The organism is Photobacterium sp. (assembly GCF_033720175.1).
GTDB lineage: Bacteria > Pseudomonadota > Gammaproteobacteria > Enterobacterales > Vibrionaceae > Photobacterium.
Genome location: NZ_JAWWDA010000002.1, coordinates 1 through 17172, shown reverse-complemented (window position 1 = coordinate 17172; position 17172 = coordinate 1). Strand labels below are relative to the sequence as shown.

Annotated in this window: 15 protein-coding genes; 6 read left to right on the top strand and 9 right to left on the bottom strand. The window is 48.2% G+C overall.

The genetic code is table 11. The features are described 5' to 3' along the window. Nucleotides 1-66: 66 nt before the first annotated feature. The gene (locus tag R3289_RS02790; protein WP_318923969.1) at nt 67-927 is read left to right on the top strand and encodes a MurR/RpiR family transcriptional regulator; all 861 of its coding nucleotides are present in this window, start codon (nt 67-69) and stop codon (nt 925-927) included. 173 nt (nt 928-1100) lie between these two features. Here R3289_RS02790 and R3289_RS02785 read toward each other — a convergent pair whose 3' ends face one another. From R3289_RS02785 to iolE, 8 genes are all read right to left on the bottom strand, one after another. Further along, complete coding sequence (locus R3289_RS02785; RefSeq protein WP_318923968.1) at nt 1101-1979, bottom strand: DMT family transporter; 879 nt, start codon at nt 1977-1979, stop codon at nt 1101-1103. Nucleotides 1980-2110: 131 nt separating this feature from the next. Next, complete coding sequence (locus tag R3289_RS02780) at nt 2111-2956, bottom strand: MurR/RpiR family transcriptional regulator (RefSeq protein ID WP_318923967.1); 846 nt, start codon at nt 2954-2956, stop codon at nt 2111-2113. A gap of 77 nt (nt 2957-3033) precedes the next feature. Further along, complete coding sequence (locus tag R3289_RS02775) at nt 3034-3861, bottom strand: class II fructose-bisphosphate aldolase (RefSeq protein WP_318923965.1); 828 nt, start codon at nt 3859-3861, stop codon at nt 3034-3036. A gap of 12 nt (nt 3862-3873) precedes the next feature. Next, on the bottom strand, nt 3874-4746 hold the full coding sequence (locus R3289_RS02770) for a 5-deoxy-glucuronate isomerase (RefSeq protein WP_318923963.1): 873 nt from the start codon (nt 4744-4746) through the stop codon (nt 3874-3876). 210 nt (nt 4747-4956) lie between these two features. Continuing rightward, nucleotides 4957-5952 carry a 5-dehydro-2-deoxygluconokinase gene (iolC, locus tag R3289_RS02765; protein WP_318923961.1) on the bottom strand — a complete coding sequence of 332 codons (996 nt, stop codon included), beginning with the start codon at nt 5950-5952 and terminating at the stop codon, nt 4957-4959. A gap of 12 nt (nt 5953-5964) precedes the next feature. After that, complete coding sequence (locus tag R3289_RS02760; RefSeq protein WP_318923960.1) at nt 5965-7140, bottom strand: Gfo/Idh/MocA family oxidoreductase; 1176 nt, start codon at nt 7138-7140, stop codon at nt 5965-5967. A gap of 114 nt (nt 7141-7254) precedes the next feature. Further along, on the bottom strand, nt 7255-9126 hold the full coding sequence (gene iolD, locus R3289_RS02755) for a 3D-(3,5/4)-trihydroxycyclohexane-1,2-dione acylhydrolase (decyclizing) (protein ID WP_318923958.1): 1872 nt from the start codon (nt 9124-9126) through the stop codon (nt 7255-7257). Nucleotides 9127-9263: 137 nt separating this feature from the next. After that, nucleotides 9264-10157, bottom strand: a complete 894-nt coding sequence (iolE, locus tag R3289_RS02750; RefSeq protein WP_318923956.1) for a myo-inosose-2 dehydratase — start codon at nt 10155-10157, stop codon at nt 9264-9266. 567 nt (nt 10158-10724) lie between these two features. On the opposite strand from iolE, the gene R3289_RS02745 reads away from it, so the two are divergent. Both R3289_RS02745 and R3289_RS02740 read left to right on the top strand, forming a co-directional pair. Then, on the top strand, nt 10725-12167 hold the full coding sequence (locus tag R3289_RS02745) for a sugar porter family MFS transporter (RefSeq protein ID WP_318923954.1): 1443 nt from the start codon (nt 10725-10727) through the stop codon (nt 12165-12167). 93 nt (nt 12168-12260) lie between these two features. After that, nucleotides 12261-13145 carry a LysR family transcriptional regulator gene (locus R3289_RS02740; protein WP_318923952.1) on the top strand — a complete coding sequence of 295 codons (885 nt, stop codon included), beginning with the start codon at nt 12261-12263 and terminating at the stop codon, nt 13143-13145. On the opposite strand, the gene R3289_RS02735 is transcribed toward R3289_RS02740, so the two are convergent. After that, the gene (locus tag R3289_RS02735) at nt 13134-13883 is read right to left on the bottom strand and encodes a sulfite exporter TauE/SafE family protein (RefSeq protein WP_318923951.1); all 750 of its coding nucleotides are present in this window, start codon (nt 13881-13883) and stop codon (nt 13134-13136) included. The genes R3289_RS02740 and R3289_RS02735 overlap by 12 nt on opposite strands. Nucleotides 13884-14220: 337 nt before the next feature. Here R3289_RS02735 and R3289_RS02730 point away from each other — a divergent pair, with 337 nt between their 5' ends. Genes R3289_RS02730 through R3289_RS02720 form a run of 3 tightly spaced genes read left to right on the top strand, consistent with a single transcriptional unit; the run spans nt 14221 to nt 16786 of the window. Further along, nucleotides 14221-15435, top strand: a complete 1215-nt coding sequence (locus R3289_RS02730; RefSeq protein ID WP_318923949.1) for an acetyl-CoA C-acetyltransferase — start codon at nt 14221-14223, stop codon at nt 15433-15435. A gap of 15 nt (nt 15436-15450) precedes the next feature. Next, nucleotides 15451-16101, top strand: a complete 651-nt coding sequence (locus R3289_RS02725) for a CoA transferase subunit A (RefSeq protein ID WP_318923947.1) — start codon at nt 15451-15453, stop codon at nt 16099-16101. Nucleotides 16102-16105: 4 nt separating this feature from the next. Next, the gene (locus R3289_RS02720; protein ID WP_318923945.1) at nt 16106-16786 is read left to right on the top strand and encodes a 3-oxoacid CoA-transferase subunit B; all 681 of its coding nucleotides are present in this window, start codon (nt 16106-16108) and stop codon (nt 16784-16786) included. Nucleotides 16787-17172: the final 386 nt, after the last annotated feature.

Below are 17172 nucleotides of genomic sequence, written 5' to 3'. Positions count from 1 at the left end.
AAAAAACGTTTCATCTTGTTCGTCAAGCCCCTACAATCAGAAAATGTAGAAATCAGGGAGCCTTCTATGCCTATTGCGACTAACCTAACCGAACTGCAGGATCAGATCCGTTCACGATACGGTGATCTGAGCAAGCGCCTTCAACAAGTTGCTCAATATATGCTGGACAACACTAACAGCATTGCCTTCGATACCGTTGCCGTTATCGCCAAACAGGCAGGTGTACCACCATCAACCCTGATCCGTTTTGCCAACGCCTTTGATTTCAAAGGTTTCAACGAAATGAAACAGTTATTCCGCCGTAATTTGGTTGAAGAAACGGCAAGCTATACTGACAGAGCCCGCCTGTTCAAAGAGCTAGAAACTGAACAGAAGCCGCCTGAGCGCCCCGAAGACATTTTGCAAGAATTTGCAAGGGCCAACGCCCAGGCGATGCAACAACTGGCGACTCAAACTTCTCCAGACAAGATGGAGCAAGCTATTGAGATGCTGGCAAGTGCCGAGAATATCTACATTATCGGTTTACGCCGCTCTTTCAGCATCGCGTCTTACCTGACTTATGCTTTGCGTCACGTCGAACGCCGAGCCTTTCTGATTGATGGCCTGGGTGGAATGTTTGAAGAACAGTTAAGTATGATTGGACCCAATGATGCGGTTATTTCAATTAGCTTTAGCCCCTATGCACCAGAAACTGTCATGCTGAGCGAAGTCGCCTCTCAGGCGGGAGCCAAGCAAATTATCATTACAGATAGCCAGATCAGCCCTCTCGCCTCGTTCAGCGATGTGTGTTTTGTTGTTAAAGAAGCGCAAGTTGATGCCTTCCGCTCTCAGTCTGCCTCACTATGCCTGGCTCAAACGCTGGCTGTATCACTTGCTTTCAGGCAAGGGAAAAAACAGGGTGACGATACAGACGCTCTTTCCGGCTAACTCGTCATAAATGCACGCCCAAAAAAAGCCTTGCCTTCGCAAGGCTGAAGCTGGATTTTTCCTTCGGGTCATAAGCAATTTTACCGTATCGAGCTCGTGCCTTGGGGGCTAACAAATTGGCATAGATCCGCACTCAGGTTATAACAAATGGCTTCTGAATTAGAGACCATTTTTTATCCTCCTGGCAATTTTGCCATTACCCTCGCGCTGCCTCGATAAACCAACAGAGCACATAAAATCATGGCGCAGCCTAGCAATTTATTTATCGGCATCTGCTCGCCGTACCACAACATACTCAGTACCACTGTCCAGACCGGCTCTAGCACCATAATAATCGCTGCATTGGCGGCGGTAGTATGTTTCTGTCCGGAGGTTTGCATGACGTAGCGCAGACTGGTGGCAAGTAGCACACTCATCGCAAACCAGCCCCAGATATCAATGCTGATCTGCTCTGGCCAGGTTTCAAAGCTCAGTGAGGCTACTAGCCCCATAACGCCGGTGACAAACAGCTGAATACTGGTCAGAAGCAAGGTCGGAATACGCTGGGCGAAACGACTGTTGAAGTTGAAATGCACCGCCAGCATAACGGCAGCCAACACAAACCATATCTGGCTTGCTGACTGCTGCCAACCAGAGGCCGATGACAGCAGCACCAATCCGGCAATCGCAATCGGTAAGGAGAGCCAGAACATTCGGGGAGGTCGCTGTTTAAACAACGGCCAGGCAACCAGAGGAACAAATAACATGGAAAGGCTCATGATAAATGCCCCTTCCCCGAGCGTATCACTCACCGAAATGGCATAGATCCAAAGTAATAACGCACTCCCCAGCAAGCAACCAACACTCATGGCGCGAACAAGATCACCGCGGCTGACCTTTCTTAATGCCTGATAGCTAAATGGCAATAGAAATAGTGAGGCCAACACAAACCGTGAGCCAATAAACCCAAACGGGGGGAGCCCTTGTATGGCTTGTTTGGAAAAAATCCATCCGGCGGCAGCCAGCATGGTGGTCACGACTAAAATAAAATCTGCGCGGCGTTCCTGCGTCATAGCGTTCCTGAGTTAAATTGAGAGTAAATACCAGACGGCATAAAGGTGGATAATGGTTATTCTCTTGTTATTAGGTATGACGGGGAGTAAAAAAGCTGACCTACGCCAACTTCTTTGGCCTGAAATGTGGGTTATTTTATTTCGCGGCACATCAGGCTGACTGCCAGGGTTTGTGCCAGATACATCGAGCTGCTCAGTGAACGAAATCCCATGACCTCACCTTCTTCGACTTCAAAGCAAACATCCATCTTGCTGCCTTGAGAAGTCATTTGATTGTCGGTAATAGCAACAATCGGCACACCTTTGTCGAAGGCTTTTTCAATCAGCTCATCGGTTTCAGGAGCGTAAGGCGCAAAAGTCACCGCCACTAATACATCGTTGTCACTCATTCGACGTGTCATCGGGGTCAGCATTCCACCATGATCGTCGAGCAACACCACATTATTGTCGGATTTCATCAAGGCATACCACAGATAAAACGCGACGGGATAGGCGCGACGCATACCCTGAATATAAATCGTATCGGCCTTATCCATCAGTGCGACGGCGCGATCAAGCTTTTGCGGTGATATCGAGATCTGGAGCTGCTCCATGGCTTCAATATTGGCGGTGCCGTAATCTTGAAAAATCGCAGTCGGCGATTCAGGCCCCACAGTGTCTTGCTCACGAGCCTGACGAACACGCTCTTTGTAGTCTCTTGGTCGATTCAGATACTGATCACGGAATAATGCCTGCATCTGACTAAAACCACTAAAACCCATGGCATTAGAAAATCGGCTTAAGGTCGATAGTGGTACATTGGCCTGCTCGGCAATCGTCGCCATGGTCTCGACTGCGACTAACATTGGCTGGGCCATCACATAATCAGCGACTTGCTGAAGTCGCAGGCTCAACTTATCGTAACGCTTTACAATTAATTCTCGTAGCGTATCCAGATCGGCTGGCATTTGTTGTAATTGGATATCTTCAGCTTCCATATCTGGCTGCTCTCCCGTTAGAAAGCTATTGAGTAAAATGATCATACCCCAAGGCGAAGCATCTTGGGGCACGTATTTTAGGATAGTAATTGAAAGTTGCGGATCGCTTCTTGTTTCACAAAGGGCATTGCCTTTTGCATAAAGTAGATACGATCAAACTTTTCTGGCTCATTGTTCATGTGATCGCGCAAATTATACCCTAATGCCTGACGCAAACAGGTGCCTATATTAAATTTCGAGACCCTGCTTTGCTTCAGTTTCTCCATATCTTGATCACAAATACCGCTTGAGCCGTGAATCACCAATGGAATCGAGACCTTGTTGGCAATACGATCCAGCAGGCCAAAATCGATGGTGCACGTAGGCTCTGTCAGACGATGGACATTCCCCACCGATATCGCGACACAATCTGCACCACTTTCTTCGGCAAACCTAGCGGCATCAGACGGTTCGGTATAGATAGATTTTATATGATCACGCCCCTCTTCGTAAGGTACCGAACCAATCTCACCTTCAACCGACGCACCCAGTGCATGGGCAACATCAGCCACTCTACGTGTTCGTGCAATATTTTCTTCTAGTGGTAGCTGTGAGCCGTCAAACATCACGGAACTAAAACCGGCCTTCAATGCCCGAAAGACAATATCTTCCTCATAGGTATGATCCAGGTGTAAACAAACTGGCACCGTGCTGTTATGGGCAAGGCTCAGAAACATCGCTGCGGCGGTTTCAACACCATAAAAATCCACGACATCTTTGTTACATGCAAGAATCACCGGCTTGTTGACTTCTTCTGCCGCTTCAACAACGGCACGCGCATCTTCAAAACCAAAGATATTGAAACAAGGAACGGAATAGTTAGACGCCGCTGCCTGTGGCAATAAATCATTTAAATTAACCAGCATAATTGCTCCTTGTTATTTGAATTTGGCAACCATGTCTTTGATGCCAGGGATGGTCTCGACCTGATACTCATGGTGCGGGTCGAAGTGCTGCACCAGTGACTTGGATGTTTTGCCAACGATAATAGTGAAGTAATACATTTCATAACCCGGTGCCGCGACACTTGGATGGTAGCCTTTATCGATCGCAATCACCGAACCGGTACGTACGTGGTATACCGGGCCGAAGTCATCTTCATGCTCATACAGGAACTGGGCACCGAAACCAAAATCGGGATTAAAGCGGAACTGGTACACTTCTTCATAGAGTGTCTCTTTGCTGCCGTCTGGCTTGGTGCGATCTTCATCGTGTTTATGTGGCGGGAAACCCGACCAGCCACCCGCACCGACCGTAAACAGCTCGCTGACCAGTAAACGCCCACGCTTGTCGGAATTACTCTGACCCAGCACATGCTTGATTTTACGGTGTGTTTTGGTGTCATCTGACCCGTACTGAATCATGTCTACGCTATCTTGGCGGATACAAAATGGTTCGAGGGATTCTTCAAAACGGCCACCTGCAATCATCACGTCAGCCGTGTCACTCACACACTCGATGACTGCGGTATAGCCCACGGGGACATACACAGATTCTGGGTCTCCCTCCCAAACTGAGGCTCGCTGGCCAATGTTGTCAAATACCGTTTCTTGCTGATCACCATTACTCACTTTAATACAGCAAGTACCGCCAGCCAGCACAATCACCGACTCATAGCCTTCGACAGTGTGCAGGTGTGTCTCACCTTGGCTTAAGCGAACTTGATTGAAATAACACAAAGGTGTCACTTCGTCGTTGATATCAATGATTGGCTGATTTTTATTATCAAATGGTGGGATATGTTTACCCATTGTCACTTTCTCCTCACTTGCCACGCAAGGGATCAGACCTGCATAGCAATAGAAATTCTATTTTTGAATAATGACTTATTAAAAATGTCGATAAAAAAGCCGGGCCTCGATGGTATGTATTGCCCGCGATGGCCTATCTGGCCATACTGACGGTTAATACTGGCCCGACTGACCTAAATAACCCTATTCATTTCGTCCGAAGATGAAATATCAAAGGTTTTGTTCTCGGGCCTCAATAAAATCAAGCAGTTGTTCTTTGGTTGGCATCGCTTCGGTGCAGCTGTTGCCGCTCACATTAATGGCCGCCGCCGCCGAGCCATGCTTGACACCCGTTTCAAGATCGCCGCCGTTTACCAACGTCCAAATCAGGCCACCTGCGAATGAGTCGCCAGAGCCGAAGGGCTTCTGGACATCAACCCGAAATATACCCTGCTGAAACCGGTATCCATCGCGGCAGTAGACTTTCGAGCCCAGCTCTCCGGCCTTGATCACTACCACCTGGGTACTGGCGCGCAAGAAACGCTCTGCCGTTGCATCATCGTCTTTGTTACCCGGAGCCAACACGGTTTCCATCATGTCGAATTCTTCACGATTACCGATAACGATATCCGACAGGCCTGCAGCAATGCCGTAATAGATAGAGGCATCAACATCGGTTCGCCATGAATAAGGGCGATAATCCACATCCAGAACGACAACGGTGTTATTACGGCGAGCATGCTCCATTGCAATTAACGTTGCTTCACGGCTTGGGCTTTCTGATAGTGCTGTGCCTGTTACTACCAGCACTTTCGAGCTGGCAATATAGTTAGGGTCAACCTGTTCTGGTTTGATGGTTAAATCTGATGCTTTGTTACGGTAAATTAGAACCGTACAATCACTTGGCTTCATCTCGGTAAACGCAACAGAAGTCCGTGAACCCGAATCGTCAGTCATCATGCCATCAAGGTTGATACCCTGTTCGTTCATATAGCCTTTTACGTAGCCGCCGAAAGCATCATCAGCGACACAGCCAATAAAGCCGACGTTGCCACCTAGCTTACTGATCGCCACTGCAATGTTGGCTGCAGAACCACCGACGAACTTATTAAACCCTGAAATATCAGCCATATCCGTGTTTGATTCACGGGCGTATAAATCAACGCCCGCGCGACCTAACACGATGGCATCCAGCTGACGGTCTTGCTGAAGTGCTATCTTTGTCATCGTAATTTCCTATTACTTGTATTCAACCCAAGCGGCGTTCTGGTCTGCTGACTCTACGCACTTCTCACAAAGGCGAACGCCTTCAATACCCGCATCGATACCCGGGAACCAGATCCCCGCCAGCGCTTCTTGGTCGTCACGATCTGCGGCATCAAATGCCAACGCAAAACGGTGATAGAGGTTTGCCCAAGACTCGAAGTAACCTTCTGCGTGACCACCGCCAACACGGTTAGCCGCCACACCTTGAGCATCTTGGTGCAGGTAGCCCATGCCACGCTCCAGAATGCGCGAAGGTTCGCCCTGCACTTCGTAGCGAAGCTGGTTTGGCTGCTCATCCCACCATTCAATGGAAGCTTTTGAGCCGACTATACGAATTTTCTGCTGATGCATAGAGCCAGAGTTAACCGCTGATGCCCAGAGCGTACCGACCGCGCCACCTTTGAATTCCATCATGACGTGCGCATTATCTTCCAGCGGCGTACGAGACTTGATAAAGCTTTGACGCATGCAAGATAGACGGTCTACCTCCAGGCCTGTCATTACTTCACACAGATAGAACGCATGGGTGCCGATATCGCCAAGCACGTAGGTTGGGCCAGAAACTTCAGGACTTACACGCCATTTCAGACCCGGATCATTCTTTTCATATTCTTCGTTGTGGAAGCCATGCGCGAACTGCATATTGATAACACGAACGTCACCAAGGTCACCACGCTGAACCATTTCACGTGCCTGCTGAACCATTGGGAAACCGCTATAGCCGTACATCACACCAATAACACGGTTTTTCTGAGCAGCCAGCACTTTTAGTTCTTCCGCCTCTTCCGTGGTAAAGGTAATTGGCTTTTCGCACACCACGTGCAAGCTTGCTTCTAATGCCGCTTTACAAATTTCGTAGTGGGTTGAGTTTGGTGTGGCAATAGAGACCGCCTGAATACCGTCTTCACGCTGAGCTTCTTTTTCGAACATTTCTTTGTAGTTAGCGTAGCAACGGTCACTATCCAGACCTAGGTTGGTACCGAAATCGCGGCAACGCTCAGGATCTAAATCGAAAGCACCCGCAACCAGCTTGAACAAACCATCTCGCTGTGCTGCATTACGGTGTGAATAACCAATCTGGCTTCCACGACCACCACCGACCATTGCCCAGCGGATTGGTTGGTCAAAATGACGTTCTTCATTAAACATAGCTTTGCTCCTTTGCCGGCATCACGACCACGTTAGGCTGTGCTTTCGGTGATGCCTGCGTATAGGTTGAGGAAAATGAAAAATTGTTATCTTTATTGCTTATATGATTCGGGGCTACACACCGCGACGTTGTGTGGCTCGACCTTCTTCCCAGTCAGCGACTTTCTTCGCGGTCTCTTCATTGCGAGTCACTTCAGGAAGACCGACTTCCCACCAGCAGTCACATTTCGACCAGGCCGCAGGTGATACAGGATCAATATCGACAACAATCACATACGTGCGATCAGCTTCTTTTGCACGGGCAAAGGCAGCATCAAACTCATCGACAGAGGTCAGCTTCTCACTGATAGCGCCCTGTGCTTCGGCATGCTTGGCAAAATCCACACGAGCCACCTCACCATCTGGACGGCGGCAGTCTGCAAGCAGGTTGTTGAATGACTCGTTACCGGTATTGTTTTGCAGTTTATTGATAACTGCGAAGCCGCCGTTGTCACACACCACCACAATCATTTTGTGACCAGTTAACACTGAAGAGTAAATGTCTGAATTTTGGATAAGGTAAGAGCCATCACCCACCAGTACCACGACATCGTTATCAGGATTCGCAATCTTGGCACCCCAGCCACCGGCAATTTCATATCCCATGCACGAGTAGCCAAAATCGATATCGAACTTACCGATCTGGTAGTTCTGCCAGTTCATTGAAAGCTCAGCTGGCAGACCACCTGCCGCAGTCAGCACAGTATCGCCTTTCTCCATTGAGGTATTGAGCTTGCCAATCACTTCAGCATAAGAAGACAGGCCAGGCAGCAAATCACCTTCTTGCGGATGGGTACGACGCTGGACCAGGGCTTTCCACTCATCGGCTTCTGCTTTCGCTTTTGCAGACCACTCATCACCTGAACGCCAGTCACCCAGCAAGCCAGACAGCTTGGTCATACAGGTTTTGGCATCACCCAGTACCGGGTAAGAGAGGTGCTTGATAGCATCAAACTTCGCCACGTTAATGCTGACCAGCTTCATGTCCGGGTTCTTGAATACTGTCCAGGAGCCGGTGGTGAAATCTTGCAGGCGAGTACCGATAGCCAGAACAACATCGGCTTCGTTCGCCATATGGTTAGCTGAATCTGATCCCGTAACACCAATTGGGCCAGCATTTAATGGGTTGTCCTGCAGCATAGTGGCGCGACCTGCAATCGTTTCAACGACTGGAATATTGTGCTTAGCCGCAAAGTCAGCCAACTCATCGGTTGCCAATGAGTAATGCACACCGCCACCAGAGATGATCAGTGGTCGCTTAGCCTTAATTAGGATCTCTTTCGCTTCTTCCAACACCACCATTTCAGGCTCTGGACGGCGAATACGGTGCAGTTTTTCAGCAAAAAACACTTCAGGGAAATCGTACGCCACACCCTGAATATCTTGTGGTAAACCGAGGAATACCGGGCCACAAGTTGCAGGGTCTAGCATCGTATCCAACGCTTGAGGCAGAGTATGCATCAACTGAGTCGGCGATAAGATACGATCCCAGTAACGAGTTAGCGGCTTAAAGGCGTCGTTTGACGTCACAGACGGATCTTCAAAGTTTTCCGGCTGCTGAAGAACGGGATCAGGCAAGCGGCTTACATACGCATCGCCCGAAATAAGCAGTAGTGGTAAACGGTTAGTATGAGCAATACCGGCTGCCGTTACCATGTTGGTCGCACCTGGACCAATAGAACTGGTTGCAATACCAATACGTCGGCGTTGATTAGCCTTGGCGTAGGCAATGGCTGCTGTTGCCATCGACTGTTCGTTCTGACCACGCCAGGTTGGAATTTTATCTTCGATGTTTTTCAGTTGCTGACCAAAGCATGTCACATTACCGTGACCAAAGATGGCAAATGCAGCACCGAAAAGCTGCTCTTGGTTACCATCAATGTCTATTTTCTGTGCTGCAAGGTATTTAGCAAGCGCTTCAGCAACAGTCAGGCGTACAGTTTTCATCTTCTTCCTCGATCTTCGACACACAAAATAATGGCTTCCTTGCCCTTGCCCCGGCTACAGTGTGTTTTCCTGCTTTAATTGCAGCCAGTGTTTTAATTGGGGAACCAGCGCCCCCCAACAGAACTGAATGTTGCTACTTACAGGCCATATTTTGTTGCATAGCCGGTGATATTTTCGTAGGCAGTCTTGGCAAATGTTAATGGGGGAGCTTTAGCTGGATCCTGCTCAGCTTCAACCAATAACCAACCTTCGTAGTTACGTTCTTTCAGTGCTGCGAAGACATCGTCGTAATCCACATCGCCAGTACCCGGAACGGTAAATACACCATCAAGAACTGCGTTGAGGAATGATTTATCTGCCTCGCGGGCTGCCTTCATCACTTCCAAACGAAGATCTTTGAAGTGCATGTGGCCAATACGGTGACCCCAGCGTTTGATCATGGTGACAGGGTTACCACCGCCATATGTGATGTGGCCGGTATCCAGCGTCAGATAAACGGAGTCGCCCGTTAGTTCCATCAGAAGATTGATGTCATCTTCTGTTTCGACGATGGTGCCAACGTGATGGTGGAAAGAGAGCTTGATACCGTGCTCGTTCAGCAGATAATCCGCTACGGTTGTTAATTTTTCAGCGTATATTTTCCACTCATCCATGGTCAGGATGACGCGCTGTGACAGCGGTGTATTGATATCACCGTGAACAGTATTGCTCACCTCACCGAACACCATCGCCTTACAACCTGCCGCTTTTAGTAATTTGATGTGCTCTTGCATTGCCGCAATTTCTTCGTCAGCAGTCAGCGTCATCAGGTTGCCGCTGTACCAGCCAGAAGCCAAAACCAGTCCGTGTTTTTCCAGTAGGGGAATTAACACTTCAGGTTCACGTGGGTATTTAGTCCCTAGTTCCGTACCGGTAAATCCAGCTTCCGCCATTTCGCTCAAGCACGTTTCCAGTGGGATATCACCGCCAAGCTCTGGCATATCATCGTTAGTCCAGGTCAAAGGGCTGATACCGTATTGCACTTTGCTCATGTTGTTCTCCACAATTTTTAAGTATTAGGAAGATGAGATTGACTCTCTGGTCCTATTGATGATGTCTTTTGCACAACTTCGCAAAAAACCGGTTCAATCTTCATCACTTTGCTTCACTGGAAATCAATATAAACGAATAAGAACGAAATGAAAAATATTTTTCACGCCAAAAGCATTTTTTCAAACAACCATTATTTTCTGAAAAAACACAGAGCCAACGCGGCCTGACGAGCTTTTTGAACAAGATCACAACAATGACTACCACATTAAAAAACAATGACTTATATGGAATTTATCGTTTGAAAAATATTTTCCACAATTTGACCAAGGTAACATTTTCGAGAAAAGTAAGTTTAAATGGTAGCCGGATTCATTTTGAATCCCTATGATTAAAACAACGCCAAATGGAAAATATTTTTCAACAAATATTTATAATTATTAAAATACTTGGCAAATGACGCAACCCGATACCAATACCCTACAGACATATGGATATCGGATAACTACCCAACTCAAACTTATTCGGTGGTTGAGAAAGAGATGGGAATCTTAATAAAGGAGTAGAAGATGTCACTCAATACCAGGACACCGTCCCAGAAACATAATTTCGCCTACATTATTAGAATTTGTTGTATCGCAGCTTTAGGAGGGATTTTACTTGGCTACGATACCGCCGTAATTTCTGGTGCTATTGGGCCCATTCGTGAGTACTTCGGCTTAACGTCCGCTCAAACCGGTTGGGCCGTATCGAGTGTCGTACTCGGTAGTATTTTTGGTGCTATCAGCGCGGGCTGGAGTGCCCTTAAATATGGTCGTCGAAACACACTTTTAATCGCCGCTATCTTATTTGCCATCTCGGCCGTAGGCTCTGCCCTAGCACCGACTTTCATTCTCTACGTTTTGCTTCGCATTGTAGGGGGTGTGGCTGTCGGCCTGGCCTGTGTGGTTTCGCCAATGTATATGTCTGAGGTGGCTCCAGCAGACTTCCGTGGCCGGGCAGTGAGTATGTTCCAACAATCAGCGGTTGTTGGTCAGACGGGCGTATTTTATGTCAACTATTTGATTGCAAAAGGTATGTCTGAAGAGTGGCTGGTTGATTTAGGCTGGCGTTGGATGCTCGGTTCTGAAATTATTCCCGCCCTGTTATTCGCAGTTCTGCTCTTCATGATCCCTGAATCGCCACGCTGGTTAGTACTTAAGGGCCAGCTAGGTAAAGCCAAACAAACCCTATCCCGTATTTCAAACCCGGAAGATGCCGACCGTTTAATCAGTGAAATTCAAGCATCGTTAACAGATCTCAATTCAGCGAATAAGAATAAGGTAAGCCTGCGCTCTCCGCTTCTTTTCTCTATTTTACTTATTGGTACCTTTGTTGCCGCTGCCCAGCAGCTAACCGGTATCAACGTTATCATGTACTACACACCTGAAATCTTGAAGCCAATTGCTGGCGGTACTGAAAATGCCCTCTTCCAGACCACATTTGTCGGTGTCGTCTTTATCCTGGGTAACGCCTTGGGTATGTACCTGATTGATAAAGTGGGCCGTCTGCCACTCATGAAATACGGTACATTAGGTTGTGCTCTTGGTATGACAATTGTCGGTTATGTGCTTTACACTGGTACTGAAGGCTACGCTGCATTATTCGCACTGTGTTTATATGTTGTGGCATACGCGACGTCGTGGGGCTGTGCATGTTGGACGATGATTTCAGAAATCTTCCCGAACAGCATCCGTTCACGCGCAATGGCAATCGCTGTTGGTGCACAATGGTTCACAGGTTTTATCGTTACCCAAGCGTTCCCGATGCTAAACGATAATGCCTTCCTGAAAGAGCACTTTAATGGTGCATTCAGCTTCTGGATTTTCGCGGTTCTTTCTATCATTTGTATGGTCGTTGTCGTTAAGTACGTACCTGAAACGAAAGGTGTCAGCTTAGAAAAGATGGAAGAAGTCATGGCCGCCAAACTTGGCAAGAAACAGTCTGTTCATACTGCTGAATCCAACGCTTAACGATTTGAAATATTTCGGTTAACGCTTTATACAGGCTTATCTCTTGATAAGCCTGTTTTTTTTCAACAAACGGTAATGCGTGGGGAAAATAAAATGTTAGATAAAATGGCTTTTTTCATCTATGTGATCCGCACAGGGTCAATTTCAGCGGCCGCACGCAAGTTCAAGGTATCGGTGTCGGCCGGCAGTCGCTGGTTACAAGATCTAGAACAGAGCTTTGGCATCAGCTTGTGCCGCCGCAGTAACCGCAGAATCACCCCCACTCCTGCCGGGCAAAAGCTGTTTGATGAATTCTCACCGATGGTCAACGATGCAGAGCATCTTTGCCGCACCATGCAAGATTTTCAGCATCATGATAAAGGCCATCTTGATATTGCCTGTACACCTGTTTTTGCCAACCATTTCCTAATGCAGAAGATAAGCAATTATTTCAACACCAATCCAGAGGTCACATTCAACCTCAATATAACGCCATGGGCTCTTGACCATATTGCCGATAGCGATTTAATCATCTGTGCCAATGCCTGCTATCAGGGCTATCGAGAGAAAGATCTCCATTTAGTACGACGAGAGATCATGCAAAGCCCCTTTGTTGTGGTTGCAGCGAAAAGCTATCTCGAACATAAGCCTGCTCCGGTTGTGCCCGCCGATCTCGCAGAGCACCAATGCTTGTTCGCGACAACACTGACAGGCAGTAATGACTGGATATTTACCCAAAAAGGCGAGACTCAGATGATAAAAGTACCTAAATCGCTTGAAGTGAATGACAGTGATCTGCTGCTGAAAAGCGCAAAAATGGGGGCCGGCATTGCCTACCTGCCCGCTTTTCTTGTCGAAACAGCGATCAATGATGGGGAACTGGTTTCCTTGCTGGACGAATTTGAAACCAGTATCTGGAGCTTGAATCTGTATTACCACTCAACGACGACGGCGTCAGCTGTTGCCATGCATTTCAAACAATACCTCTTAGAAAACTGAGACGCCATCAATCGATAACTTGAGCCCTGAGATAAACAGAAACAGATAACATAGCCGGTATACCCAATCTTGGCTGACCCGGTGAAGGAGCCAGATCCCGATGTAAACGCCGACAGGTGCCAACGGGGTAAGTAACAATGCCGTCATGAGATTGGTGGTATCGAATCCGCCGATCATGGCATAGGGGATCAGCTTAACCAGATTAATAACCGCAAACAGTACAGCCATGGTCGCCACCAGTGTTACTTTCTCTAATCGAAGTGGTAATAGATAGATGCTGACAGGCCCGCCACCGGCATGAATGGCAGTACTGGAAAAACCGCCGAGCGTGCTCCACCACCACGCAGCAACTAGCCCTGCTGGATGTTGGCGAGTACCACGTTGCAACATATATTGGATACAAAAGAGTAGCGACAAGCCACCTATAAGCAGTTTCAGCCCTGCCTCTGGGGTAATGCTTAGAAAAAGGCCGGCAAAGAGGATACCGAGCAGCGAACCGGGTAACATCCTTTTTATCACGGTGTAGTCTGCACTCTTATAATGTTGCCTGACGGCAAATACATCCATTACACACAAGGTCGGTAACAATATTGCGGCCGCTTGGGTCGGAGAAACTGCCAGCGCCATCAACGGGACAGCAATAATTCCCAATGCCCCACCCAAGCCTCCTTTACCGATCCCATAAACCAGTACTGCAGGAATAGCCGTTAGATAGAACCAAGGATCGGTGATAAACATACTTAAAGGTGACTCCTATAAACCATTTTCTCGCAAGAAAGCGCGACTCTTATTGCCATCGTTTTATTCCCGCGATGATCAAACCTTTACCTTGCAACCAGACTTCCACTGACTACAAACAAAATCCTTTCTCTGATAAAAACTGACGACTTTTCCTAAATACAGTACATAAATAATGCCTAGGCTATTACAAACCTGAAGGGCGTTTCGTGAAGCGGCACTCACACAGGTTTTGCATTTACGCAAATCTGATTTGAATTTTTGGCTATAACACTAACCAAGGGCGGACTCGTAAACTGATGAGGTATCTATAAGAAAATTCACAGGATTGAAGTTTATGGAACCTATTTACATCGTGGCAGCAAAGCGCACACCAATTGGCAGTTTTAACGGCTCTTTGGCTCCTCTGACGGCACCAGAGCTCGGCGCTGTTGCTATTCGCGGCGCCATGAACCAGTGCCAGCTCGACGCCACATTGATTGACGAAGTGATTGTCGGCAATGTCCTCAGCGCAGGCATCGGTATGGGCCCGGGTCGTCAGGCCGCTATTGCTGCGGGTATTCCTGACACCGTCCCCGCTTATACCCTTAATATGATTTGCGGTAGCGGAATGAAAAGCGTCATGGATGCGGCCAGCCACATCCGCGCCGGCGATGCAGAAATAGTGCTCGCCTGTGGCATGGAAAGTATGTCGCAGGCCCCTTTTATTACGTCAGCACAATTGCGTGCGGGGGTACGAATGGGGCACCAGACCATTGAAGACAGCATCATCAAAGACGGTCTCACCGATGTTTTTAATCAGTATCACATGGGGATGACTGCAGAAAACATTGCAGAACAACTTAATATTACTCGGCAGCAGCAAGATAGCTTTGCTCTTAGCAGCCAGCAGAAAGCCGCAGCAGCATTAGAAACCCATGGCTTCAACAGTGAAATAGAGCCGGTTACAGTAACTCTCCGCCGCAACCAGTATCGGGTAGAGTGCGACGAATACCCGAAAGCTGATGCCACGCTGGAAGGACTGCAAAGCCTTCGCCCCGCTTTCAAGAAAGAAGGAACAGTCACGGCAGGGAATGCGTCCGGTATTAATGATGGCGCTGCTGCGATTATCCTGGCGTCAAAGTCTGCCGTAGAGCGCTATCAACTGACTCCGCTAGCTGAAATTGTGGAATATGGCCAAGCAGGTGTTTCACCTGAAGTCATGGGGCTAGGGCCTGTTCCCGCCATCGCCAATGCCCTCCAGAAAGCCAACCTGTCACTTCATGAAATCCAATGCTTTGAGTTAAATGAAGCCTTCGCGGCACAGGCACTGGGAGTGGTCAAGCAGCTCGCAGAACAACACGCCGTGTCCGAAGCGTGGATTCAAGAACGAACCAACCCCAATGGCGGCGCAATTGCCCTTGGTCATCCTCTTGGCGCATCAGGCGGCCGTATTCTTACCTCACTGCTTTACGAAATGGAAAGACAGGATCATGAGTACGGGCTGGCATCACTGTGTATTGGTGGCGGAATGGGTACTGCGGTGATCCTTCGTCGTTGCAAACAAGCATAAATTAAGGAGCCACCAATGAGAAAAGCGATTACAAAACAAATGATTGCCGAGCTTCTCCATGATGACATGACCATCATGATTGGCGGATTTATGGCCAATGGCGCCCCCGAAGGCCTGATCGACATCCTGATCGAAAAAGGGATTAAAAATATCACATTGATCAGTACCGATACAGGAACACCCGATACCGGTTCGGGCAGGCTTATTAAAAATCGTTCCGTCAGCAAACTCTATGCCTCTCATATTGGTTTAAACCCTGAAACCGGGAACCAGATGAACCGCGGCGAGCTGGATGTAGAACTGGTTCCACAAGGCAGCCTGGCTGAAAAGATCCGGGCCGGAGGGGCGGGATTAGGCGGCGTATTGACCCCGACAGGTCTTGGCACGCTAGTGGCTGAAGATAAGCAGGTCATCAACGTCGATGGCACCGATTTCTTACTTGAAAAGCCCCTTCGTGCAGACTTGGCACTGATCCGTGGTTCCATCGTCGATACCAAAGGCAATGTGTTTTATAAGCGAACTACCCAGAACTTCAACCCGCTGATGGCAACCGCGGCCGATACCGTCATTGTCGAAGCTGAAATCCTGGTTAAAGCCGGTGACATCGAACCGGAATCTGTTCATACACCGGGGCTCTTTGTCGACTATATCTACCAGGGAGAATAGCAGCATGGCTAAGCAACATGATAAACATCAGATCCGCCGCATGATTGCGTGGCGTGTCGCTCAGGAACTTCATGACGGTGATGTCGTCAACCTCGGTATTGGCCTTCCCTCACAGGTTGCCAATGAAGTGACCAGTGATATTGAAATTCTGCTGCAGTCTGAAAATGGGTTGATCGGGATTGGCGAAATGCCGGACTCTGACAGTTTTGACCCTGATTTGGTTAATGCGGGAGGCCAGCCGATCACGGCAACAACCGGTGCTTGTTATTTTGACAGTGCAGATTCATTTACCATCATTCGCGGCGGGCATGTTGATGTCACGGTACTCGGCGCGCTTCAGGTCGATGAGCATGCGAACCTTGCCAACTGGATCATCCCCGGCAAGATGGTGCCCGGTATGGGAGGCGCAATGGATCTGGTTGTTGGAGCAAAGAAAGTCATTGTGGCAATGGAGCACACCGTCAAAGGTAAGCCTAAGCTTCTAAAGCACTGCTCTTTACCGCTGACAGCGGCCAATCAAGTTGATTTGATCATCACCGAGCTGGGTGTCATTAAGCTAACAGGCTCCGGGATGGAGCTGATTGAAATTGCACCGGATACAACAATTGAGGAAGTGCAGGCCGCAACAGAAGCTGAATTACAGATTTCACCACAGTTAACCATCATGGCGGTACCATTCAATTAGGTGAATCACCATTCCTTCTATTTGTCACAACAGCGGCATTGTGGGGGGAAATACACCACGATGTCAAAACGAACCCGGCGAGCTTTTCTGAATTTACGCTTGAGCCCGTCTACTGAGTCTGTCTGTTGCAAGAATACCATCAGAAGCCACGATACCGCTTGCTGTATTTTGGATTGAAGCAAACATCTTTGATTTAAAAGTTATTAATATTAAGTTAGGAGTTAACTATGCCTGTAACGAATATAGCTGAACTAGATGCAATGGTTGCCCGTGTCAAAGCTGCTCAAAAAGAGTTTGCGACTTTCTCTCAAGAGCAAGTTGACAAAATCTTCCGTGCTGCATCTCTGGCGGCGAACAACGCGCGTATTCCTCTAGCTCAACAAGCT

Coding starts and splice junctions, on each gene's coding strand:
- R3289_RS02790 (WP_318923969.1), top strand. CDS start 67: ATGCCTATTGCGACTAACCTAACCGAACTGCAGGATCAGATCCGTTCA.
- R3289_RS02785 (WP_318923968.1), bottom strand. CDS start 1,979: ATGACGCAGGAACGCCGCGCAGATTTTATTTTAGTCGTGACCACCATG.
- R3289_RS02780 (WP_318923967.1), bottom strand. CDS start 2,956: ATGGAAGCTGAAGATATCCAATTACAACAAATGCCAGCCGATCTGGAT.
- R3289_RS02775 (WP_318923965.1), bottom strand. CDS start 3,861: ATGCTGGTTAATTTAAATGATTTATTGCCACAGGCAGCGGCGTCTAAC.
- R3289_RS02770 (WP_318923963.1), bottom strand. CDS start 4,746: ATGGGTAAACATATCCCACCATTTGATAATAAAAATCAGCCAATCATT.
- iolC (WP_318923961.1), bottom strand. CDS start 5,952: ATGACAAAGATAGCACTTCAGCAAGACCGTCAGCTGGATGCCATCGTG.
- R3289_RS02760 (WP_318923960.1), bottom strand. CDS start 7,140: ATGTTTAATGAAGAACGTCATTTTGACCAACCAATCCGCTGGGCAATG.
- iolD (WP_318923958.1), bottom strand. CDS start 9,126: ATGAAAACTGTACGCCTGACTGTTGCTGAAGCGCTTGCTAAATACCTT.
- iolE (WP_318923956.1), bottom strand. CDS start 10,157: ATGAGCAAAGTGCAATACGGTATCAGCCCTTTGACCTGGACTAACGAT.
- R3289_RS02745 (WP_318923954.1), top strand. CDS start 10,725: ATGTCACTCAATACCAGGACACCGTCCCAGAAACATAATTTCGCCTAC.
- R3289_RS02740 (WP_318923952.1), top strand. CDS start 12,261: ATGTTAGATAAAATGGCTTTTTTCATCTATGTGATCCGCACAGGGTCA.
- R3289_RS02735 (WP_318923951.1), bottom strand. CDS start 13,883: ATGTTTATCACCGATCCTTGGTTCTATCTAACGGCTATTCCTGCAGTA.
- R3289_RS02730 (WP_318923949.1), top strand. CDS start 14,221: ATGGAACCTATTTACATCGTGGCAGCAAAGCGCACACCAATTGGCAGT.
- R3289_RS02725 (WP_318923947.1), top strand. CDS start 15,451: ATGAGAAAAGCGATTACAAAACAAATGATTGCCGAGCTTCTCCATGAT.
- R3289_RS02720 (WP_318923945.1), top strand. CDS start 16,106: ATGGCTAAGCAACATGATAAACATCAGATCCGCCGCATGATTGCGTGG.